Here is a 22,533-nt window from a genome sequence, read left to right as displayed (position 1 = left end):
TCCTTAAAACTTAAAACTCTATTAGATATCAAAGATGAACACCCCCCGCCAACCCCAGTTCGCCTCCGCCGCCCGGCCCCTGGCCGACCGCATGCGGCCGAACACCCTGGAGGAACTGGCCGGGCAGGAGCAGATCACCCGGCCCGGTTCCCTGTTCCGCGCGGCCCTGGAAAAGGACAGCCTCTTTTCCATGATCCTGTGGGGTCCGCCCGGCTGCGGCAAGACGACCCTGGCCAACGTCATCGCCAACATGACCGGCGCGGATTTCGTCCAGATTTCGGCGGTGCTTTCGGGGGTCAAGGAGATCCGGGCCGTGATCGACGAGGCCCGGGAACGGCGGGACCGGTCCGGCGCGAGAACCGTCCTGTTCGTGGATGAAGTACACCGCTTCAACAAGGCTCAGCAGGACGCTTTTCTGCCCCATGTGGAAAGCGGCCTGGTCACCCTCATCGGCGCCACCACCGAAAACCCCTCCTTTGAAGTCATCCCGGCCCTTATGTCCCGGTGCCGGCTGATCATTATGGAGCCGGTCGGGAAAGAAGCCATGAAAGGGGTCCTGCGGCGGGCCCTGAGCGATACTCAAAACGGTCTGGGCGCCAAGGGCCTGACCCTGTCCGACGAGGCCATGGAGCACATCGTCGATCTTTCCGACGGCGACGTGCGCACGGCCTTGAACAGCCTGGAGGCATCGGCCCTGCTGCGGCCGGCCGGAGACGGACCGGGAGAAATCACCCTGGAACTGGTGGAGGCGGCCCTGGACAAAAAGGCCATGCTCTACGACAAGACCGGCGAAGAGCACTACAACCTGATTTCGGCCATGCACAAAAGTTTGCGGGGCAGTGACCCGGACGCGGCCGTGTACTGGGTGGAGCGCATGCTCGGGGCCGGAGAGGATCCGTTTTATATCCTGCGGCGGATGGTGCGGTTCGCCTCCGAGGATATCGGTAACGCCGATCCGGCCGCCCTGGGCTTGACTCTGGACGCCATGGAGGCCTACCGTTTCCTCGGTTCCCCCGAAGGGGATCTGGCCATCATCCAGGCCACGATTTATCTGGCCACCGCCCCCAAAAGCAACAGCGCTTATGTCACCAGCAACACCGTCAAGGCGGTCATCCGGGAGACCGGCTACCTGCCGGTTCCCAAGCACATCCGCAACGCGCCCACCCGGCTGATGAAGGAGATCGGCTACGGCCAGGGGTACAAGTACGCCCATAACTTCAAAGAGGCCTTTGCCCCCCAGGATCATCTGCCGGAAAAGCTGGCCGACGCCGTCTATTATCATCCCACGGAGCGAGGATATGAGAAGACGATCAAATCGAGGCTTGACAGGTGGCGGGAGTTGAGACGACAATACAAGAAAGAGAAGAATAAGCCGGATACGGAAGCATGACGGAATAAGTAAGAAGTCTTTTGTTCGCTCCTCGACCCTTTTGGGCGGGATCAATGCCCTTCGCTGAATTTCTCGAACTCGGGCTTCGCCCTCAAACAACGAGAAATTCCTGACGCGAAGGCCGTTGATCCCGATTTTCCCAAAATGCTCGGGGGTCGCTCACAAAAGCTTCTTACGCATCCGTCAGCACTAATAGGCAGGTTGTCATCCCGGCCAGTAGAGCGAAGCGGAACGTGAGCCGGGATCCAAGCAAAAGGAAGATTGTCTCTTGATCGAGGTCGTCCACCTAATTAAAAAATACGGCTCGTTTGAAGCGGTCAGGGATATTTCCCTGTCCATCGTCAAAGGAGAAGTCTACGGATTCATCGGGCCTAACGGCGCCGGAAAAACCACCACCATCAGCATCATGGGCGGCATTCTGGCCCCCACTTCCGGAACGGTACGCATCTGCGGCATCGACATGGCCGAAGAGCCGGAGGCAGCCAAGATGCGGATCGGGTTCATCCCCGACCGGCCCTACCTTTACGAAAAGCTGACGGCCATGGAGTTCTTGAAATTCACGGCCGACCTCTACCACATGGACAAGTCGATCTTCGTCAAAAAAGCCGAGGAACTGCTGGGGCTGTTTTCCTTAGAAGCCTGGGGGGATCATCTGATCGAATCCTTTTCCCACGGCATGAAACAGCGCCTCATCATGGTCGGCGCCCTGCTCCACCAGCCCGAGGTGCTGGTGGTGGACGAGCCCATGGTGGGTCTCGATCCACGGGGGCAGAAAATGGTCAAAGGCTTGTTCCGGAACCTGGCCGAAAACGGCGTAACCATATTCATGTCCACCCACACGTTGAGCGTGGCAGAGGAGGTGTGTGACCGGGTGGGGGTGATCCATGAAGGCCGGCTGATCGCCACCGGCTCCATTGAAGACCTGCATCTCCAGGCCGGGACCGACCGCTCGGACCTGGAGGAAGTCTTTCTCCGGTTGACCCAGGAGTCGGAAGAACCTTTTAGTGAGGGTTCAAGGGGACAAGGGGTCAAGGCATAAAATGTAGGGGCGGCCTCCACCGGCCGCCCGCGCACGAGTTCGCAACAATCCTGTTTAATGAGGAGGTCGCTATGATAGAACGCCTGCTTCAACAAATCGCCTGGCTGGGGCATGACGCCTTCCGCGTGGACGCATCCAAAACGATTTATTTTGATCCCTATCAGATCGCGGCCGGTAAAACGGCGGATCTGATTCTAATTTCACACGAACATTTCGATCACTGCAGCCCGGAGGACGCGGCCCGGGTCCAGGGGCCGGATACGGTCATCGTCACGGAAAAAGATTCGGCCAAAAAGCTTTCCGGAAACATTAAAATCGTCGCTCCCGGCGACCGCGTCACCGTCGCCGGCATTTCCGTGGAAGCAGTCCCGGCCTACAACACGGACAAGCAGTTTCATCCCAGGGCCAACGGCTGGCTGGGCTTTATCGTGGAGATCGACGGCGTCCGGGTCTACCATGCCGGCGACACGGATGCCATTCCCGAAATGAAGAACATCAAGGCCGACATCGCCCTGCTGCCGGTATCCGGCACCTATGTCATGACCGCCGAACAGGCGGTGGAAGCAGCCCTGATGATCAAACCGAAAATTGTCATTCCCATGCACTTCGGCGCTATCGTCGGATCGGATGACGACGCCGTTAAACTGAAAACCGCTCTCCAGGGGAAAATCGACGTCCGCATCCTGCCGCGCGGCAACGGATAACAAGAACAGGGATATCGTCTTATGGGTCTGCTTTCTTCCACCACATCGATCACCTGCTACCGGGTTGAGGGAAAAATCGCCAAACCGGTGGCGGAAACCGTCCACAATTGTCTTAAGAAAAATCTCGTCCCGCATATCGACGGTCAGCCCGGAGACAAGGCCGTGGGCTGGGCATCGTTTGAACAACCCTATTCGTCGAAAATCGTTGCCGGGTCTTTTCTCTTCGGGGCGGCCATGATTTTTTCGCTGCGGATCGACAAAAAGACGATTCCCGCCAGCGTCATTAAAAAATACTGCGACCTGGAAGCGGAACGACAGGCCGCGAACACCGGCCGGAAGCCGCTTTCCAAAAACGAGAAAAAAACCATCAAGGAAAAAGTTTTGCAGGATCTGGCCGTGCGGGTTCCGGCCACCCCCAAAGTTTACGACCTGGCCTGGCACTATGAGCAGGGACGGCTCTGGTTCTTTTCCAATCTGAAGAGCGCCAACGAGGAACTGGAGACCCTGTTCACCAAAACCTTTTCCCTGCGACTGATCCGGCTTTTCCCTTACACCATCGCCACCCTGGAGTCGGACCTGTCCGACAGCGACCAGGAACGGCTGATCAAAATGCCGCCGAGCCAGTTTAATTAGAACAGAAAATTTTAAAGGGAATTATTATGCTCGACATATCGATCGCTTATAACCGCTACAAATACCTGGGCCACGAATTTCTGACCTGGCTCTGGTTTATCATGGAAAACGAGCCGCGGAGTTTCAAGGACGAACAGGGGCAGGACGTCACCCTGGACATGGGCGGCCGGATCGTACTGGAGAACAGCCGCCAGGAAGCCATCGAGACCGTTACCATCAAAGGCAGTGAATCCGAACTGGAGGAAGGCCGGCTGGCCCTCAGCAAAGGGGCGATGGTGACGGAGATGAATCTGCTCTGCGGCATGAACGACCGGCTCTGGTCCTTTACCCTAAAAGGCGAAAGCCTGGACCTGTCCGGCCTGAAAATTCCCGAAGACGAAAAGGCTGAAGACGGCGATGCGTTGGAAGGAACGCTCCTCCTGCGGATGGCCAGCGTTGAAACCATCATCGCCTTTGTCCACCACACCTTCCGGCAGTTTCTGAAGCTTCGCCTCTCGGACCAGTGGACGAAAAAAACCGTTCCGGGAATCAAAAAATGGGCCGCCGCCCAGTGATTCCGGCCGGCAGGCCCATATCGTAAACCATCAGAGAACTGACAGGCATACCTCCTGAAAACTGAACCGTTCTATCGCCGCGTTGCTTTTTCCCATTCCGCTATCGCCTGATCCTCCTCCACCTCCTCCCATCCGGTGATCATGGCCCGGATATGGGAGAAAACGCGGTGGCCGGTGGTCGTCATGTAAACATGAACGATAATGAACGCAAAAATGGCAAAAGCGCCGGCGACATGGACGACCGCCACCATTTCCAGGGAAAGAAAGTCCAATCCCATTTTCGGCCACTGGTTATAGGTCCAATAGAGGAATCCTGAGCCCATCTGAACCGGCAGCAGCAAGGCGGCCAGGCCGAGATAGGTCAGCCGCTGGAGCGGATTGTGCTTGGCGTCTTTACGCTTGGGCACCGGATGGGGCTCCCCCAGAAAAATGCCCAGGCAGTAATAGCGGATGACCTGGAACATTTTTCTGGTAGTGGGAATGTATTGCTTCCACTCACCGGTGGTAAAGGCCCAGAAGACAAAAAAGGCAAATGCGATGAGCCAGGACAGACCGAAGAGATTATGGAGATCAACCGCCCGGCGGAAGCCGAAAATACTATACAAGCCCTGGATTTCAAACCCGGTGAACAGCAGGAAGATGATCAGGGCCGTCTGAACCCAGTGCCAGGACCGTTCATACCGCGTGTACAGATATACGTTCCGCATGCCGTCTTTCATGATTTTTTCCCCTCCTTGCGCCGGGAGGCGACAAACCGTCCCAGGCCGTGCAGTCCAACGCCGGCCAGAGAGCCGACAACCGCCAGCCAGCCGAACAGGTTGACGAGACGTACCTGATCCCGCCCCGGCATATAAAAACCGGTCAGCGCCGCCAGCCGTCCGCTTTCATGCACATGGCACTCCCGGCAAGCGACGGCCTTCTCCTCCGGCGCCACCATGTGGGTGATGGGAAAAACATAGGTGGTTTCGACAAAATCGAACTTCCCGGAGTAAGGCAGATCGAAGGCATTCATCCCTTTTTTGAAGGCATCATCCCAGTCATAGGTCGTCCAGTACCCTTCCTCGCCGGAAAGAAGCGGCGCCAGCAACCGGTTGTCGGCCGTGTCATATGGCTGTTTGCCCCGATGAACCTTGAAAGGATAGATGCGGGCCCTGGGATCGTTCCGGTCACCCAGTTGACGGCTCACCGGCACGATGCTTGCCGGATCGATGGTGTCACGAACCGTCATCGTCTGGATCGAGCCGTTGTACCAGAAGTACTCCGGCCGCACGTTCTTGGCCCAGCGCATTTCGCCTTTTTTTGTCAGATACGAGTCTTTCCCGAACTCGTCCTTGATCGTGCATTCCTTGCCGTCCTCTTTCCTTCCGGCCTTGGACCAGTCCCACCACATTTTGGTGGGATTGACCCGGGCGAATTCCGGGATGTGGCAGCTCTGGCAGGCCACCTTGTCGGTGTGATCGTTTATTTTCGATCCGGCGGCATGAGGCGTACTGCTGTGGCAGGATTCACAGGTGATCTTGGAGACCAGGTCGTTTTCAATCAGGCTCTGCCGGCTGTCCGCCGCCGGCCGGGTGTATACCCGGCCGGCGATATGATGCTGCACGGTGGTATGGCAGCGGGTGCAGGTAAAATCCTGCCCGTCCGCCGCCATGTGAACATCCAGGGCCTTGTCCGGTGTCGTCAGCGATGAATCCAGGTCTCCATGCTTGACGCCGTCACCGCCGCCGCCAAAGAAATGGCAGGAACCGCAGTTACTTCGCCCGGGCAGGACGATCCGGGTGACGGCGGAACGGATATCGGACTGAATCTCATCGGCCATATCCAGGGATTCCGCGTCTCCCTCCCGCACAAACGCGTTATAATCTTCGAAGGCCTCCTCCCACTTGATTGTCTTGCCGCTATGGCAAACCAAACAATTGATGTCGGTCGCTTCCTTGTTCCATCCGGGATGACAGGAGAGGCACTGCCGGTCCTGCATCCGGTTGGCCGATATGCAAAAGTTGTTCACCGAATCGCCGGCCTTGCCCATGACCTTTCCCGTTTCGTCAGGATCCGTTTTCCAGGTCCAGTGAATGGTCTCCTTAAACTGGGCATCCGCCTCGTTGTGGCAGGAAAGACATGCCCTGGAAATATCCGCTCCGGTTGTAAACGTCTGGCGGAGAATTTCATAACGGGAATGATCGGCGGTAATCCAGGCCCCGGCCTGGTCAACTTTCTGGCGGGCCGGTTGATTGCCGGGAGGCGCCCCTTCCGTTGCCGCCGGCGCCTGGAAGGCCGGGACCGTGAGCAGGAAAAAGAGGAGCAGGAGTGACGGACCCGGCCGGAATGTCCCGAAGTACGCGTTATGAGCTTTCATGTTTCAGCCATATCCTTATTTCGTTTTCCATCCGGAAATGATCTTTTTCACCTTTCCGGATGGGAAACTGTTTATTGACATTTGGCCGGTGAAGGCGAATCCGCGGCATGGGCCTGCAGGTACGTAAAGATATTCAACAGGTCTTCCTCGCTTAGTTTGGACCATTCCTCCTTGCAGCCCATCGCCGAGAAATCCTTCTGGCTATAAATTCTTTCCCACTGCTCCTGGGTTTTTGCATCCGGGCTGATTGGCGGCGTGTCCGCATTCACTTCGCCCCGGGCATGGCAGGTCTCATAGATTTTCCGGTAAATGTATTTCCCTTTGCGCTCGTTCCCGGCGAGTTCGGCGAAGGCCGAAGAGATAAATACTCCCGAAATCACAACACTGATCATGATGGCCATCATTTTTCCGTACATTTGATGTTCCTCCTTTTTTTTGATTGATTCAACTTATTTTCTGACCAGATACAGACGGACGTATCCTTCCGGATCATGCCTGCACCCGATGTATTGATTTCCTTCCAGATCTTCCGATTTTTCCATTTCTTTCACAAAATCCCGGTCCGTGCACCATATCTCCAGTATCTTGCCCGGACCGAGGGTGTTCAGCGCCTTGCGGGCTTTTGACCGCGTCAGCGGGCTTTCCAGGCCCCGTATATCCATCACTTTTTCCGGTATGATATGTTCCAGATCAAAATTCATAACAGGCCTAAAATCTCAGGGTAGTGGACGCGTAAAGGTTCCAGACCTTATCGATGACCGGAAACATGGCGTCAAAAGCGGTCAGGTCATCGATCTTCACCGGCTCACCCAAAGGGTTGCCGCTGCCCGTGTAGTCGTAGTCATAGTATTGGGTGCCGAGCTTGACAAAAAAGTTCTTCTTGACGATGGGCTGAATGTAATAGGCCTCATACACTTTGCCCCGGGCCGCCATTTTGCTGGCGACGAGCGAGTCTTCCGCTCCGGTCATGTTGAGCCAGTATTTGGAGCCATAGTTGAACTCCAGGCCCAGGCGGGCCGCCAGCGGCATGGGCAGTACCACGCCGGTATAGATGCTGTATCCGTCTTCTCCGTCCAGGTCTCCGTTAGCGTCGGCCGTACTGACCAGGCCCTGTCCCATGAGTTCATAGAAGGGATTCCGGGAAATCCCGTCCGGATTGGTCCGGCTCCAGGAAGGAGCGAAGAAGAAATCGATATCAGCCAGCTTTTCCGAGAAGTTTGTCTTATACACCACCGTCGCCAGATCAAAATCGCCGATATTGGTGGAGGCTTCCATGCGGCTGACGTAGCCGCCGGTGTTCGGCGTGAAAGCGTAAGTCCCGTCGCTGTTTTTAGAGGGAATAAAAGGCATGATGACCAGGCCGGTGAACCCATCGGTTATATTCCAGGCATGGGCGTAGTTGACTTCCACGCTGGTCAGATCGTTGTTATAGAGAGTGGCGATAAAGCCGCCGAACGTCGCGTCATCGACGTAGGAGGTTCCGTTCAGGGAATAGCTGTTGCCCCAGTCGCTTTCATATCCGACGCCGTAGCAGAGTTTGAAATCAAATCCGGGTATGCCGGTGATCTCCTCCAGACCGAAATTCATGGACGCGCCGTCAAACTGCCAGTTGATGATGGGCGCCATGGGCGATCCGCCGACCAGGCCGTAATTGCCGTATTCCAGCGGGGAACCGTCCGTGGCCGGCCGGCGTCCCAGGGAAACGTTGGCCGGGATTGAGCCGGCATCGAACTTATAGTTAAAGAAAGCCCGTTCCAGATGGATGTCGTCACCGTGGGGCAGGCTGCTGGTGTTTCCGTCCAGGTAGACATCGCTGGGGCTGCCAGTCATGAACCGGTATCCCGAGCTGTCACCGAATACCTTGTACATGGCCATCCGGCCGCCGAAGGACAGCTTCTGGTTGACCTTGGCCGCCATTTCCAGGCGAAACTTGTTGGTATATACCGTATCGTTGTCGGCATCGTATTTTTCCACGGGGATTTGGGCCGCCGCCATCATGCCCATCAGGGCCTGGGCCTGGGCCTGGGTGACGCCGCTGAAGCCGCCGATAACCGGGAGAAGCATTTGAACGCCTTCCGGCGAACCCATCATATCCGAAATCATGGACTGGAACATGTCAACCGGCGTGCCGTCGGGGACCATGCCCTGGGATACCATCAGATCCCGGAAAGAGGTGAAATCGCCGGTACCGAAAGCACCCATCATGACGTTATAATTGGCTTCGTTGAATGGACCCATGAAAGCGCCGGTCAGCCAGGAAGGGGCGGCGCTGATGTCGTCGTAATGCAGCGAGTCCACCTTTGAGCGGAGTTCGACGCCGAAGGAGATCTTGTCGGTGGCGGTATGCAGCTCCGCTTTGTTCAGGCGGTCATCCAGCTCCTTTATTTTCTCCTTCAGAGACTGGATTTCATCAGCCTCCCCGGTGGCCAGCCCGGGCGATGCCATTAAAATAAGGAACAATGAAACAATGATCATCCCCAGGGACGATGCTTTAGTGCGGTTGATGCGACTCATGGTTGCCTCCTTTAAGGGTTAATGAAAGTCTGAACTCCCCATAGCAAGGGCGATGCCAGAGTCAAATAATATACATAACATATTGATTACAGTTGATTTATAAACAATCCGGCTTGCCGGTTGACAGGAAGCGGTGTTGACGTTATGTTAACAATGTTAATTAACATATTAACATGTATACAGGTGCAATGGAGGTGACATGGATCTCTCCAGATACTGGAAACCCGTTTTCGATACGTTAAATGACGGTCTCATGGTCGTTGATGCCAAGGGCGTGATCATCGCCGTGAACCCGGCCGCGGAAAAAATCACCGGTTATGCCGGCGATGAACTGGTGGGAAAATCCTGCCGGGTCTTAAATTGCACCGGCTGCCATATCCAGGATGACAATCCGAACACCTGGTGCCGTCTGTTTGACCGGGGAAGCTCAAAAGACAAAAAATGCAACATCATCAACAAAGACAATCGGATCGTCCACATCCGCAAAAGCGCCACCGTTCTCAAAGACAAGTCCGGTCAGGTCATCGGCGCGGTGGAGGTTCTGACGGACATCACCGAATCCGTCCGGCAGCAGCAGAAGATAGAGGTCATGCGCAATTCCATGGGCCTGGAGGACGGTTATCATGATCTGCTGGGGGTATCCGAGGCCATGCGCCGGATGTTCGCGCTTATCGAAAACGTGGCCCAGTCGGACGCGCCGGTGATGATCCAGGGGCAGAGCGGGACCGGCAAGGAGCTGGTCGCCATGGCGATTCATGAAGTCAGCCCCAGGCGGGAAAAATCCTTTATCAAGGTCAACTGCGCCGCCTTAAACGAAAACCTTCTGGAAAGCGAGCTGTTCGGACACGTAAAGGGCGCCTTTACCGGCGCCGAGCGGATGCGCATCGGTCGTTTTGAAGCGGCCCACGAAGGTACACTTTTTCTGGATGAGATCGGCGACATTCCCCCGCAGACCCAGGTCAAGCTGCTGCGGGTACTGGAATCCGGGATTATCGAACGGGTGGGTGACCACCGGCCGATTCCGGTGGACGTGCGCATCGTCACGGCCACCAACAAGGACCTGGACACGCTCATCGTCACAGACCGGTTCAGGGAAGATCTCTTTTTCCGGATTAATGTGTTTCCGATCCATTGCCCGTCACTTTCCGAACGAATGGAAGACATCCCCCTGCTGGTGGAAAACTTCATTGCTCATGGCCTGCGCAAAAGCCGCAAAAAAATCACCGGCATTTCATCCGAAGCCCTTGACCGGCTGATGCATTACCCCTGGCCGGGCAATGTCCGGGAACTCCGGAACGTCATCGAATACGCCATGGTGCTGTGCCATGAAGGCGACATCGGAATCGATCACCTGCCATCGAAAATCATCGACAGTGAAAACGGGGAAAAGGATCATGCGTCGCGAACATGGAAGAGTCACTCTCCCGACCGGACGGCCCTGATTCAGGCGCTGGCCCGCTGCAACGGGAACCAGAGCGAGGCCGCGCGGCTGATGGGAGTAAGCCGGGTCACCATCTGGAAATGGATCCGAAAGTACGGGATTGATCCGGATGCGATTCGGAAGAAATAAACGAAAGGGTTCAGGGATTCAAGGGGTCGAGGGAATGATCACCAATTGTTTTTCCCAGAACCGGATTCAAATCAAAGATGATCTCAAGGCGGCCAGGAGGAGGCGACGCAGGCGTATTGTAATACGTCGAGGAGCCGACGACGCAGCCAACAAAGAGAGCGCTTTGATTTGGAATCGGTTTACCATTGGCTGGCGCGCTTGAGGGCAGCCAGCGTCATCGCCAGGCACTGCTGCAATGACTTGGTCACGCCGATCCCCTTGAAGGCGCTGGCGGTGAAGGTCGGGGCCTTCAACTGGCGGTTCAAGTCCTTCTCCATCTGCTCCACCGACATGATCGGAATCCCCTCGGCCTCAAGGTCACGCTTATTGAACTGCAGCACCAGGGGGATTTTGAAGATACTCAAGCCATAATCCTTCAGATTACCCTGGAGGTCCTTAAGGGACTCCATGTTCTTGGCCCGCCGGATCTCCATGGAATCGGCCACGAACACGATGCCGTCCACCCCTTTTAGAACGATCTTCCGGGTCTTGTGGTATTTCACCTGGCCGGGCACGGTGAACAGCTGCACCCGGACATTGCAGCCCTTTATCTGGCCCAGGTCCATGGGGAGAAAATCAAAAAACAGGGTCCGGTCTCCTTCAGTATCGATGGAGGTCATCTCACCGGTAACATGCTTTTTCTGTGTCTTGTATATCTGCTCCAGGTTGGTGGTTTTGCCCCCGCGGCCGGGACCGTAGTAAACGATCTTGCATTCGATCTCTTTGGTCTGAAGATTATAATTTGCCATGCCCCCCCTCTTTTCATTCGCAAACCGCCGTAACCAGGGAACGAACCGCTATTGTTCCATAATAACAAATAGACCGTCCCGGTCCTGTGGATTCAGTTCCCGCGATTTCCCTAATGGCCGGCGCCACCCCCGACCGGCTCTCCGCCATTTTCAGTCAAGCCGGTAACCAGAGCCGTCAAGGCCTGTCCGACGGCGTTGAGCTTTTCCCGGGCCAGAGCGGCAGCCGTTCGTTCTCCGCTGGATTGCAGGGTCTGGACCTCGGCGATACGCTCCTTTGCCTGACTGATGACGGCCGCGGCTTCGCGGGATTCGCCGTCAGCCACCATTTCCCCGGCCCGGCCGAGATAGTATGTCATTCGATCAAAATCTTTCGAGGCGGGATCTTCCGTCAGGGACAGGGCTTTTTCCAGATAATACCGGGCCGCGAAAGAAAACACTTCCTCCTGGGAGTAGCTGGCCCGTAAAGGACCGGTCCAGTGCGCCCCAGGCAGGATCATGATGCGTTCCTTCCCGGCCGGGGAAAAAGTCCCTTTCCAGACTTTAACGGCGCCCTTGCTTTCTTTAATGTAATATCTGCCGGAATTGGAGGCGCTGGAAATAAAGAGAATCATAATCAGAACACAAAGGCCGGCAATGGCTGAAACAATCGATTTCCCGCCGATCAACGGATCGTTTTCAAAAGGCGCCACGTCAGGTTCCAGGGCCGGTACGGCCGTTTCAAAACAACGCCTGTCGCTTTCCGGTATTTCAATCGCTTCGGGTTCCCGCACGGGGGCAACCGTTTCTTTTTCCGGCTCAGGATCAACAGCCGCTGGAGCGGCTGCGACAAGGGTTTCTTTTTCCGGGGCGGGGGCTGATACGGACACCGGCGTGGATTCCGGTTCCGCCCCGCCTGCGTCCGCGCTGGCACCGACTTCCGTCTCCGCAGGGCCGGCTTCGGCCACGACAGGCTCCGCCGTAGCGACGGGCACCGCCTCAGCCGACGCCTCGGCCGTTGTCTCCTTTAACGGTTCCGGATCAGCGACCGTTTCCACCGCCGCTTGCACCGGAGCGGTCATATCCGGTTCCGTTTCAGGAGGGCCGGCGTCTTCGGCCGGGGCAACAGCGGTTTCGGGAACCGGCTCGGCCGCAGTCGCTTCTTCACTCACGCTGGTTTCCGTAACCGGCGGATTGGCTTCGGTGAGGCCGGATTCGGCTTCCGTAACCGGCGCCGGCGCCTCGGCGACAATATCCCCCGCAGACTCCTGCACAACTGCCGGCACCGCCGGGGTCTCGTCAACAATATCCTTTTGCGGTGACGGCTCGACAGCCGAAGGGGTCGTTTCCGGCGCCTGGGGGGTCATCTCTTTTTCCGGCTCCGGCGCAGGCAGACGGCTCTCTTCAGCCGGGCTGACGACAGTTTCAGGCGGTAACGCCGGGGCCGCTTTAATGGCGGTCTTTTTGCCAGCGGCCTTTTTCGGCGCCGGCGCTTTTTTCGCTTCGACTGCTTTCTTGGCCGCGGCCGCTTTTTTCTTGCCGGCCGCTTTCTTGGCCCCGACCTCTTTTTTCGCTTTCCCCGATCCACCGGTCGGCTGGAACAGACTTTTTTTACCCATACCCGCTTAAACTCCTTTGAAAATAATCTATTTTTCCTGTAGCATATCCAAATTTTAAACCTATTATAAACCGGTTTTTAAGTAAAGCAATTTCCTCTTGACAGCATTAAAAAATGACGGCATCAGGCGGCGCGATACCCGAAAAATGAGAACCAGAGAGAAAAAAGCCAAACTTACAGACATCCTGAGTGCTTACGATCGCCTGGCCGTGGCTTTTTCCGGCGGCGTGGACAGCGCCTTTCTGCTGGCAGCGGCCCATGCCATCCTGGGTGACCGGGTCGCGGCCTTAACATCCGTTGGTCTGCCCCACCCCCGGCGCGGCGCGAGGGAAGCCGCCCGTCTGGCGGAAAGTATCGGCGTTGTTCACCGGGAAGTGCCCACCGACCGGCTAAACCGGGACGCCTTTGCCGAAAACACCAGAGACCGCTGCTATCAATGCAAAAAAATCATGTGGGCCGAAATCGCGGCAGCCGCCGCCGAGTTGAATCTTTTCAGCCTGGCCGACGGCGTCTGCGTCGATGACCTTAACGAATTCCGGCCGGGGCTGGCGGCCGGCCGGGAAATGGGCGTAGTCTCCCCCCTGGCGGACGCCGGGCTGACCAAGCAGGACATCCGGGAACTGGCTAAAGAGGCGGGGCTTGACAACTGGGACAGGCCGGCAGAACCCTGTCTGGCCACGCGGGTTCCCTACGGCACCCGGCTGACACCGGAGCGGCTGATCATGATCGAACAGGCCGAGGATTGCCTCATCGGGCTCGGGTTTTCACCCTGCCGGGTCAGAGTCCATGCCGGCATGGCCAGAATCGAAGTGCCGGAGGAAAAAATAGCGGCCCTGTCCGACAGGGCGTTTCGCCAAGTCATAACCACCGAGTTTAAAAAAATCGGTTTCACCCATGTGACCGCGGACCTTTACGGCTATATAAGCGGCGGCATGGACCTTGTTTGACGGGAGTGAAAAATGGACCAGCAGCAGACGGACTTTATCAGAAAAATTATTAATGCCGACCTGACCGAAGGAAAATATCCCGGGGGTTTGATCACCCGCTTTCCTCCCGAACCCAACGGCTATCTTCATATCGGTCATGCCAAATCCATCTGCCTGAATTTCGGCATTGCCGCGCAATACGACCACAGCGTCTGCAACCTGCGCTTTGACGACACCAACCCCGGCAGGGAAGAGGTTGAGTATGTCGATTCCATTCACGAAGACGTCAAGTGGCTGGGGTTTGATCCCGGCGAGCGGATCTACTACGCCTCCGATTATTTTGAACAACTCTATCAATTCGCCGTCCGCCTCATCACCGAAGGCAAGGCCTATGTCTGCGGGCTTTCCCCGGAGCAGATCCGCGAAACCCGGGGGACCCTGACCGAACCGGGACGGGAAAGCCCTTTTCGCGACCGTCCGACGTCAGAAAGCCTGGATTTGTTCGCGCGCATGCGGGCGGGTGAATTTCCCGAAGGCCAGTACGTCCTGCGGGCGAAAATCGACATGGCCTCGCCCAACCTCTGCCTGCGCGATCCGGCTATTTACCGGATCCGGAAGGCCCATCACCACCGCACCGGCGACAAATGGTGCATCTATCCCATGTACGATTTTGCCCATCCCCTGTCCGACGCCCTGGAGCATATCACCCACTCCCTGTGTACCCTGGAATTCGCCAACAACCGGCCCCTATACGACTGGTTCGTCAACCAGCTGACGGACGAGCCCCGTCCCAGGCAGATTGAATTCGCCCGCCTGAACTTAAGCTACACGGTTTTAAGCAAGCGCAAGCTCAACCTGCTGGTGGCGGAAAAGCGGGTATCCGGCTGGGATGATCCGCGCATGCCGACCCTGGCGGGACTGCGGCGCCGGGGGGTTCCGGCTCTGGCCTTGAGGGAGTTCTGCGAAAAAATCGGCATCGCCAAAAAAGACAGCCTGGTGGACCTGGCCCTGCTGGAATTCACCATCCGCGATATTCTCAACCGGGAAGCGCCCCGCCGCATGGCTGTCCTGCGCCCGCTCAAGGTGGTTATTGAGAACTACCCCGACCACCAAAGCGAGGAAATGGAGGCCGTCAACAACCCGGAAGATCCGGGGGCCGGCAGCCGCCGGATACGGTTTTCGAAAACGCTTTTCATCGAGCGGGACGATTTCATGGAAAACCCGCCAAAAAAATTTTACCGGCTCTCGCCCGGCAAGGAGGTCCGCCTGCGGTACGCCTATTTCATCAAATGCGAATCCGTGGTCAAAGATCCGGCCAGCGGCGAAATAACGGAGCTGCGCTGCACCTATGATCCGGCCACCCGGGGCGGCGACGCGCCTGACGGCCGCAAGGTCAAGGCCACTTTGCACTGGGTCGCGGCCGACCAGGCGGTTTCAGCGGAAGTGCGGCTTTACGACCGGCTGTTTACCTGCGACAACCCGGCCGCCGAAACAGACGGCAGGGCATTCACCGATCATCTCAACCCGGCCAGCCTGGAAGCCCTTTACCCCTGCTATCTTGAGCCGGCCCTGGCGGAGGCGCAAGCCGGGGAAAACTTCCAGTTTGAACGGATGGGCTATTTCTGCCTGGACTCAAAAGACACTGCCCCGGACCGGCCGGTATTCAACCGCACGGTCACCCTGCGGGACACCTGGGCCAAAATTCAGGGGACCGCAGGCGGAACGCAATCGTGAAGGACGACTGAATTCATGGACGGCAACGGCTTCATGCGGCGGGCCATTGAACTGGCCCGGAACGGAATGACCGCCGGAGCGGGCGGGCCCTTTGGCGCGGTGGTGGTGCGCGACGGCCGCGTCGTGGGCGAAGGCTGGAACCGCGTGATTGCCGACGGCGACCCCACGGCCCACGGGGAAATCGTGGCCATCCGCGACGCGGCCCGGCGCCTTGGCACCTATTGCCTGGAAGGATGCCAACTTTATACCACCGGCCAACCCTGCCCCATGTGCCTGGGAGCGGTCTACTGGGCCCGCATCGACCGGGTCTATTACGGGTTCTCCATTACCGAGGCCGCGGCCATCGGTTTTGATGACGCCGCCTTTTACCGGGAGTTCAGCCTGCCGCCGGATCAGCGGAAGGTCCCCTGCCTTGCCATGCCGGTTGAGGAAATACAGGCTTTGATGGCCGAGTTCGCCGGTATGCCCGACCGGGCCCGGTATTAACCCGGTTTACCCGGCCCCATCCTCCTCATACGGCGGAAGTTCCGTTGAAAGCTGATTAATCAGGGTCTCTACCGGCGGCCCGAAAACAAAACGGATTCCCTCATTGTTGCGATGTGCCCTTGCGTATCCTTCGGCGATCTGTTCTATCCGCCGGTCTAAATCAAGTTCATCCAGGGTCTTTCTGCCGTACAGGATTTCTATCCATTTTTTCAACAGGTCAAGCCCGTAGTCATCCGGAGCCAGGTAGTAGATGGCCGGGGGAGCCATGCCGTAAATCTGCCACAAGGCCGACAGGGTTTTTTCTTTCGGCGCCTTATCGGAAAGGGTCGCGGATTCCAGTGCCCGGATCTTTTTCAAGATAGCTCTGTTTCCGGGCAACATGTTGAAAATATGGTTCAGGGGAAAAGAGCCCTTTCGCAAACGATTGCGCAAGTCCGCGATTAATTTTTTCAGTTTTTCTTCCTGGCACCTTTTTTCCTTATCCGTCATCGACAGATCCAATCTCATCGCTGGCGCTTTTTATAGACAGAAGCCGCCGAATTATTATGCCCAGAACAGAAGCACCAGGGGCGCGAGAACCAGGCGGTAGTAAGCAAAGGGACGCAGGCTCATCCGGCCGACCAGACGGATAAAGATTTCGACGGCCAGAAGCGCGGAGACAAAGGATACCCCGAACCCCGCGGCAAAAAACGGCAGATCGGCCGTGTCCAGCAGGTCCAGGCATTTGTAAAAGTCATAGCCCGTAGCCGCGATCATGATGGGTACCGCCGCCACAAAGGAATATTCGGCCGCGACTTTGCGGTCGGTTCCCAGGATCATTCCCCCCATGATGGTGGCGGCCGAACGGGAAAACCCGGGCCACAGGGACAGGCACTGGAACAGGCCGATGCCGAGGGCCATTTTCGGCGTGATCCGATCCATCTCCGTGATTCGGGCCGCTGATTTCCGGCCCTCCGCCAGGATCATGGCCAGGCCGCCCACGGCCAGGGCCCAGGCCACGGTCATGGGGTTGAAGAGCCGTTCTTTGATGACATCGTGAATCAGCAGGCCGAGCAGGGCCGGGGGCAGACTGGTCAGAAACAGGAGCCACAGACCCCGCCACCCGGAAAACGGGGGACGGGGTCCGGACCGCGCCGGGATCAGCCCGGCAAACCGTTGCCGATAAAGGACGACAACCGAAAGAATCGCTCCCAGTTGAATAACGATTTCAAAGGTGGCGGCCTTGGGGCCGGTAAACCCGAAGAAATGACCGGCCAGAATGAGGTGCCCGGTCGAAGAGACCGGCAGAAACTCCGTCAGCCCTTCAACCAGGCCGAGAACCAGCGCGATGATGATATCCATAAAAATGCTTTTTAGAAAAAAGGTCAGGCCGGCCGGCGGCGGTAACAGTTCAGAACGTCATGTCAGGATAATTCCAGAATCCGGTCCAGCAGAACATGGGCCAGTCGTTCCTTGTCCTGGCGCGGCAGACGCTCCTCCCGCCCGTCCTTGAACAGCAGACAGACTTCGTTGGTGTCGGAGCCAAAGGCGGAGTCCTTGCCGGATACGATGTTGGCCACGATCAGGTCGGCGTTTTTCTCGGCCAGCTTGGTCCTGGCGTTTTTCACCAGGGCCTGGGTTTCGGCGGCAAAGCCCACCAGGATCTGTTTTTTCTTTTTGCGGCCGATCTCCTTTAATATGTCCGGGTTCTCTTCAAGGTGAAGCACCAGTTCCGGCCGGCCGCCCTTTTTAATCTTCTGGGCCGCCACTTCCCTGGCCCGGTAATCACCCACGGCGGCCACCTTGACAATAATATGACTGGCCGCCACCCGCGCCAGGGTCTCTCCGGCCATTTCCGCGGCAGTCTGAACCGGGACGACCGCGACATTGACCGGCGGCTCCAGGTTGACCGGCCCGGAGATCAGCGTGACCTCGGCCCCCCGGTATTCAGCGGCCCGGGCCAGGGCATAGCCCATGCGGCCGGAGGAATGATTGCTGATAAACCGGACCGGGTCGATGGATTCCCGGGTGGGTCCGGCTGTCACCAGCACCTTTTTCCCGGCCATATCTTTGGGGGTCAGCAACCGGCAGAGGCGATCCACGATGATATCCGGCTCGGGCATGCGGCCGGCTCCGGAGGTACCGCAGGCCAGTTCTCCGGTGCCGGGTTCCAGCACCTCGTAACCGTCCTTTCTCAATATCGCCAGATTCCGCTGCACCGCCCGGTTCTGATACATGTTGGTGTTCATGGACGGACAGACCAGCACCGGCGAAGTGACGGCCATCATGAAAGTAGACAGGGCGTCGTCGGCGATGCCATTGGCCAGCTTGCCGATCATGTTGGCCGTAGCCGGCGCGATAACCACCGCATCGGCCTGGCCGGCCCATTCGATGTGAGGGATGGCGGTTTCTTCCCCGCCGGCCCACAGGTCCCGGCAGACGGGATTTCCCGAAAGCGCTTCAAAGGTCATCGGCCCTACAAAACGGCAGGCGTTGGCTGTCATCATCACCCGGACGACAGCGCCCTTCTTGACCAGGGCACGGACCAGTTCAGCGCTTTTGTAGGCGGCAATCCCGCCGGCAACACCCAGAACAATATGCTTGCCCGCCAGTGTAACAGCACTGCCCGGTTTGTCTTTTTTCGGCATATCGGCCCCCCGCGATTTTCTGTTTCTGATTATCAGATTGTTGATATCATATATCATTTCCCGGCACTATCCAAAATAAAAAGACGCGGCAAAACACGTTGCCTGAGACGCGCGGGATAGTTAACCGCCCCGTTGGCGTCTTCCACGACTTGTCAATAATCGCCAAAATTGATACAAGAAAAAAACGCGATAACAGAAACCAACCAGAGGTGTACCATGAAACGCATCGCCGCTGTCGCTTATGCCCTCTACCGCCCGGTTTTATACCTGATCATCATTATTAATACGGTGGTGCTGGGCACGCTTACCATCCTCGGCTCCTATTTGGATCCCACGGGCAACCATGTCCATTATATCGGCAAGTTCTGGGCCCGGCTCAATCTTCTGTTCTCCGGCGTAAACGTACGGCTTCTCAACCGCGCTGCTATTCAACCCGGGCAGTCATACATCCTCATGAGCAACCATCAGAGCCATTATGATGTTCTGGCCCTGATCGGGTTCATGCCGCTGCAACTGCGCTGGGTCATTAAAAAAGAACTGCGGAAAATCCCCATCTTCGGACTGGGCTGCGAACGGATGGGCCAGATTTTCATCGACCGCGGCAACCCCGAAAAGGCCTACAAAAGCCTGGAGGCGGCCGGTGAGAAGATCCGCAATGGCGCCTCGGTGGTTTTCTTCCCGGAGGGCACCCGCAGCCCGGACGGCAAACTGCTGCCCTTTAAGAAAGGGGGGTTCGCCATTGCTTTCGCGGCCGGCGTCCCCATCCTCCCGGTCACGGTGCGGGGAAGCCGCACGGTTCTGCCCAAGGGAACCGCCCGGATCAGGCCCGGTACCATCGAACTGGTGGTACACAACCCCGTACCGCTGGACGGCTATTCCCCGGAAAACCGGGATGACCTGATGCAGCGGGTCAAAAGCGCCATCGACTCCGGGTTGTCCACCAAATCCTCGGGCAACCCTATACTGACGCCGCCATAAAATCATAATCAACTGCCGGAGAGCGCAACCATGTCACGTCTTTTATCCACCAAAGAAGTCGCTTCGCTGCTGGATATCAACGAAAAGCAGGTCTACCGGCTGGTCGCCGAAAAACAGATGCCGGCCACCAAAGTCACCGGCAAATGGCTTTTCCCGGAGCGACTGGTGTTGCAGTGGATCGAGGCCAACACCATCAACTATCCGGAAGCAAAAACCGGCCTGTTTGATGCCTATCCCTCCCTGTTTGTCATTGCCGGCAGCAATGACGTGCTGCTGGATCGCACCATGGGGTTGTTCATGAATCTGTTTCCGGAATACACCGCCGTCTTCGGCAACCTCGGCAGTCTGGGCGGGATCCGGGCGCTAAAGCAGGGGTTGTGTCATATCGCCACTTCCCATCTGATTGACGAGGATGAAAAAGAGTATAATTTTTCCTTTGCCGCCCAGGAGATGAGCAGCATGCCGGCGGTGGTCAATTTCTGTTTCCGGGAGCAGGGGCTGATCATCGCCAGAGACAACCCCAGGAATATTTCCCACCTGGCCGATCTGGCCGGAAGGGGCATCACTATTGTCAACCGTTCGACCGCCACCGGCACCCGGCTCTGGTTTGACCGCCGCCTCCGGGAACTGGGCGTCAAGCCCGAGGCCATCACCGGCTACGACCGGGAAGTGCAGCGCCACATGGACGTGGGCCTGGCGGTCCTGTCCGGTAAAGCCGATGCCGGTCCGGGCATCCGAGTCGTGGCCGATATCCTCGGCCTGGGGTTTATCCCGGCCCACTGGGAGCGGTTCGATTTCCTTATCAATAAGGAAACGTTCTTCCACAAAAGCATTCAGGCCTTTCTGTCACTGCCGGCCGAACCTCGATTCAAGGCCATGGCCGCCGAGATTCCCGGTTATGATTTTTCCAAATCCGGAAAGATGGTTTATCCCCTTTGAAACCGCCCGGAAGGATCGCAAAACGAACAAAACAAGATTGTTACGGCTTCATCAATACTCCCCTATGACGTTGTCCCGCTAAAGCCGGCGTCATCTTCTCCCGGCTACGCCGTTATCCTTATACCGTATTCTACCCGGTTTTTTCGCCTGATGCTCTCGTAAAGTCGTTGCTGATCTTCCCATGTCTAATCCCATCATTATTGTAATTATTAGTTTGTTTTTGTAATTATAATTACAAATTTTAAATAAAACGGATAATGCTTGACACAATATAACCAATTCATCCATTATCCTTACGGCCAAAGCGACGGGTTCAGATAAATTTTTATAAATGTTTCAGGCCTGAAAGCTGACGCGGACGGGCCCGCCATTTTTCGGGGATTCTTCAAGATGACATTTAAGGCTTCATTTTCTTTTGCCGTTTTAGTAATCGTTCTGGGTTTATCGCTGATCTGCTCTTCTGCCGCCCTGGCGGAAAGAATATTTATGGCCGGCTATAAAGGCGGATTTTACCTCAAATCCGAAGAAGAAGGCGGCATGGAGCTGCGCTTCGGCGGTTCATTCCAGGGCAATTATTCCTGGTATGGCGAACCGGAGCGGGCCGACAACCGTTTTGATATCCGCCGGGCCAGGCTGATTTTCAACGGCGCGCTGACCCGCTGGTTCCGTTTCGGCATGGAATACGAGTTCCAGGGGAACGAAACCAGCAACCTGCTCGATGCCTACGGAGAACTGGTTCTGCCGCCGCACGCCATCCGGATGGGGCAGTTCAAGGAGCCGTTCAGCCTGGAATGGCAGACAGCCGACAAAGCCATCACCTTTGCCGAGCGCTCCATGGGCTACTACCTGGGACCGAAGCGGGACATCGGGGTCATGCTCCACGGTGATCTGTTTCAGGAAGACATGGCTTACGGCATCGGGCTTTTCAACGGCGACGGCGATGACGGTTCCACCAAGGGGAACGAGCATGACGATCCGGAAATCGCCTTGCGGGCGGTTTTCAAGCCCTTGGGCAGGACCACTCTTGATCCCTTGAAAAACCTGCAGGTGGGCGGGTCCGCCACTTACGCCAGAATCGATCTGGCCAACATCGATCTCAAGGTCAAAAGTTCGGGCATGGCGGGCACCAGCCGGAACATCTACGTGTTGAGTCATGACACCAAGTTCGGGGTGCTGCAGGATGTGGATGCCCGCGCCCGCCGGGCCCTGGAAACAGCCTGGACCTGGAAATCCCTGGCGGCCCAGGCGGAGTATATGTTCCTGACCTACAACGGGTTGCAGCCGGTTTCGGGCCCGGACCGGGACGCGGACTTCTCGTCCTGGTACGCCAGCCTCATCTGGTGCCAGACGGGCGAGGAGCCCGTTCTTGCCGACGGGGTGATCAAGCCGATTCATCCGGCCGCATTTTTCAACCCCGATGAGGGAACATACGGCGCCTTCGTGTGGGCCCTGCGGTTTGACCATTTTTCCGGCGACAAAGACTGGATCACGGAAGGCGCTAATGTATCGGTGGGCGAGGCCGATGCCGTCAGCCTGGCCTTCAACTGGATCCTGTTCCCCATGCACCGGATCGTCATTGATTATACCCGCACCGATTTTTCCGACCCCCTGAAAGTGCGGGTCAATCCCGACGGCAGCATCGATTACGTTGATAAGGAAAACGTGGTGACTTTCAACTACTACCTGGATTTTTAATTTATT

General features: G+C 57.0%; 22 protein-coding genes. 12 read left to right on the top strand and 10 right to left on the bottom strand.

Annotation, left to right across the window (positions count from 1 at the left end):
- Positions 1–34: 34 nt before the first annotated feature.
- The 5 genes from AB1724_04870 (at position 35) to AB1724_04850 (ending at position 4,320) form a co-directional block, all read left to right on the top strand.
- Positions 35–1,390 carry a replication-associated recombination protein A gene (locus AB1724_04870; GenBank protein ID MEW6077119.1) on the top strand — a complete coding sequence of 452 codons (1,356 nt, stop codon included), beginning with the start codon at positions 35–37 and terminating at the stop codon, positions 1,388–1,390.
- Between the two features lie 268 nt (positions 1,391–1,658).
- A complete protein-coding gene (locus AB1724_04865) occupies positions 1,659–2,429 on the top strand; it encodes an ABC transporter ATP-binding protein (protein MEW6077118.1) in 771 nt (256 codons plus the stop codon).
- 71 nt (positions 2,430–2,500) lie between these two features.
- Positions 2,501–3,133, top strand: a complete 633-nt coding sequence (locus tag AB1724_04860) for an MBL fold metallo-hydrolase (GenBank protein MEW6077117.1) — start codon at positions 2,501–2,503, stop codon at positions 3,131–3,133.
- A 21-nt stretch (positions 3,134–3,154) separates the two neighbouring features.
- Complete coding sequence (rdgC, locus tag AB1724_04855; GenBank protein MEW6077116.1) at positions 3,155–3,766, top strand: recombination-associated protein RdgC; 612 nt, start codon at positions 3,155–3,157, stop codon at positions 3,764–3,766.
- Positions 3,767–3,792: 26 nt separating this feature from the next.
- Positions 3,793–4,320, top strand: coding sequence for a hypothetical protein (locus AB1724_04850; GenBank protein ID MEW6077115.1), 528 nt, complete (start codon positions 3,793–3,795; stop codon positions 4,318–4,320).
- Positions 4,321–4,391: 71 nt separating this feature from the next.
- Here the strand turns inward: AB1724_04850 and AB1724_04845 are convergent, their stop codons facing one another.
- The 5 genes from AB1724_04845 to AB1724_04825 form a co-directional block, all read right to left on the bottom strand.
- Complete coding sequence (locus tag AB1724_04845) at positions 4,392–5,039, bottom strand: cytochrome b/b6 domain-containing protein (protein MEW6077114.1); 648 nt, start codon at positions 5,037–5,039, stop codon at positions 4,392–4,394.
- Entirely contained in the window at positions 5,036–6,676 is a 1,641-nt protein-coding gene (locus AB1724_04840) for a tetrathionate reductase family octaheme c-type cytochrome (GenBank protein MEW6077113.1), read from the bottom strand. Before AB1724_04840 ends, AB1724_04845 begins: the two co-directional genes overlap by 4 nt.
- Before the next feature lie 71 nt (positions 6,677–6,747).
- A complete protein-coding gene (locus tag AB1724_04835; GenBank protein MEW6077112.1) occupies positions 6,748–7,092 on the bottom strand; it encodes a cytochrome c in 345 nt (114 codons plus the stop codon).
- Between the two features lie 33 nt (positions 7,093–7,125).
- A complete protein-coding gene (locus AB1724_04830; protein ID MEW6077111.1) occupies positions 7,126–7,377 on the bottom strand; it encodes a sulfurtransferase TusA family protein in 252 nt (83 codons plus the stop codon).
- A gap of 7 nt (positions 7,378–7,384) precedes the next feature.
- Positions 7,385–9,190, bottom strand: a complete 1,806-nt coding sequence (locus tag AB1724_04825) for a DUF3373 family protein (GenBank protein MEW6077110.1) — start codon at positions 9,188–9,190, stop codon at positions 7,385–7,387.
- Between the two features lie 199 nt (positions 9,191–9,389).
- Here AB1724_04825 and AB1724_04820 point away from each other — a divergent pair, with 199 nt between their 5' ends.
- Positions 9,390–10,760 (top strand): sigma 54-interacting transcriptional regulator, encoded by a 1,371-nt coding sequence (locus AB1724_04820; protein ID MEW6077109.1) that lies wholly within the window; start codon positions 9,390–9,392, stop codon positions 10,758–10,760.
- Positions 10,761–10,939: 179 nt separating this feature from the next.
- On the opposite strand, the gene AB1724_04815 is transcribed toward AB1724_04820, so the two are convergent.
- Both AB1724_04815 and AB1724_04810 read right to left on the bottom strand, forming a co-directional pair.
- Positions 10,940–11,548 (bottom strand): GTPase domain-containing protein, encoded by a 609-nt coding sequence (locus AB1724_04815; protein MEW6077108.1) that lies wholly within the window; start codon positions 11,546–11,548, stop codon positions 10,940–10,942.
- Positions 11,549–11,658: 110 nt separating this feature from the next.
- Positions 11,659–13,143, bottom strand: a complete 1,485-nt coding sequence (locus AB1724_04810; protein MEW6077107.1) for a hypothetical protein — start codon at positions 13,141–13,143, stop codon at positions 11,659–11,661.
- A gap of 97 nt (positions 13,144–13,240) precedes the next feature.
- Between AB1724_04810 and larE the strand changes: the two genes are divergently transcribed.
- The 3 genes from larE to AB1724_04795 are packed head-to-tail and all read left to right on the top strand — an operon-like array spanning position 13,241 to position 16,288.
- A complete protein-coding gene (gene larE / locus AB1724_04805; protein ID MEW6077106.1) occupies positions 13,241–14,089 on the top strand; it encodes an ATP-dependent sacrificial sulfur transferase LarE in 849 nt (282 codons plus the stop codon).
- Between the two features lie 12 nt (positions 14,090–14,101).
- Positions 14,102–15,802 carry a glutamine--tRNA ligase/YqeY domain fusion protein gene (locus tag AB1724_04800; protein ID MEW6077105.1) on the top strand — a complete coding sequence of 567 codons (1,701 nt, stop codon included), beginning with the start codon at positions 14,102–14,104 and terminating at the stop codon, positions 15,800–15,802.
- A 15-nt stretch (positions 15,803–15,817) separates the two neighbouring features.
- Positions 15,818–16,288: a nucleoside deaminase gene (locus tag AB1724_04795; protein ID MEW6077104.1), complete on the top strand. Its 471-nt coding sequence runs from the start codon at positions 15,818–15,820 to the stop codon at positions 16,286–16,288.
- A 6-nt stretch (positions 16,289–16,294) separates the two neighbouring features.
- Here AB1724_04795 and AB1724_04790 read toward each other — a convergent pair whose 3' ends face one another.
- The 3 genes from AB1724_04790 to coaBC all read right to left on the bottom strand — a co-directional run bounded on the left by AB1724_04790 (position 16,295) and on the right by coaBC (position 18,915).
- Positions 16,295–16,645 (bottom strand): hypothetical protein, encoded by a 351-nt coding sequence (locus AB1724_04790; protein MEW6077103.1) that lies wholly within the window; start codon positions 16,643–16,645, stop codon positions 16,295–16,297.
- A gap of 186 nt (positions 16,646–16,831) precedes the next feature.
- Positions 16,832–17,629: an undecaprenyl-diphosphate phosphatase gene (locus AB1724_04785; GenBank protein ID MEW6077102.1), complete on the bottom strand. Its 798-nt coding sequence runs from the start codon at positions 17,627–17,629 to the stop codon at positions 16,832–16,834.
- Between the two features lie 62 nt (positions 17,630–17,691).
- Positions 17,692–18,915: a bifunctional phosphopantothenoylcysteine decarboxylase/phosphopantothenate--cysteine ligase CoaBC gene (gene coaBC, locus AB1724_04780; protein MEW6077101.1), complete on the bottom strand. Its 1,224-nt coding sequence runs from the start codon at positions 18,913–18,915 to the stop codon at positions 17,692–17,694.
- Positions 18,916–19,131: 216 nt separating this feature from the next.
- Between coaBC and AB1724_04775 the strand changes: the two genes are divergently transcribed.
- The 3 genes from AB1724_04775 (at position 19,132) to AB1724_04765 (ending at position 22,527) form a co-directional block, all read left to right on the top strand.
- The gene (locus tag AB1724_04775; protein ID MEW6077100.1) at positions 19,132–19,893 is read left to right on the top strand and encodes a lysophospholipid acyltransferase family protein; all 762 of its coding nucleotides are present in this window, start codon (positions 19,132–19,134) and stop codon (positions 19,891–19,893) included.
- Positions 19,894–19,923: 30 nt separating this feature from the next.
- Positions 19,924–20,832, top strand: a complete 909-nt coding sequence (locus AB1724_04770; protein ID MEW6077099.1) for a helix-turn-helix transcriptional regulator — start codon at positions 19,924–19,926, stop codon at positions 20,830–20,832.
- A 390-nt stretch (positions 20,833–21,222) separates the two neighbouring features.
- Positions 21,223–22,527: a porin gene (locus tag AB1724_04765; protein MEW6077098.1), complete on the top strand. Its 1,305-nt coding sequence runs from the start codon at positions 21,223–21,225 to the stop codon at positions 22,525–22,527.
- Positions 22,528–22,533: the final 6 nt, after the last annotated feature.

Source organism: Thermodesulfobacteriota bacterium, assembly GCA_040753795.1.
In the GTDB taxonomy this organism is placed as follows: domain Bacteria; phylum Desulfobacterota; class Desulfobacteria; order Desulfobacterales; family Desulfosudaceae; genus JBFMDX01.
Note: the sequence above shows the minus strand (reverse complement) of the source record. Positions and strands in the feature narration are given on the sequence as shown.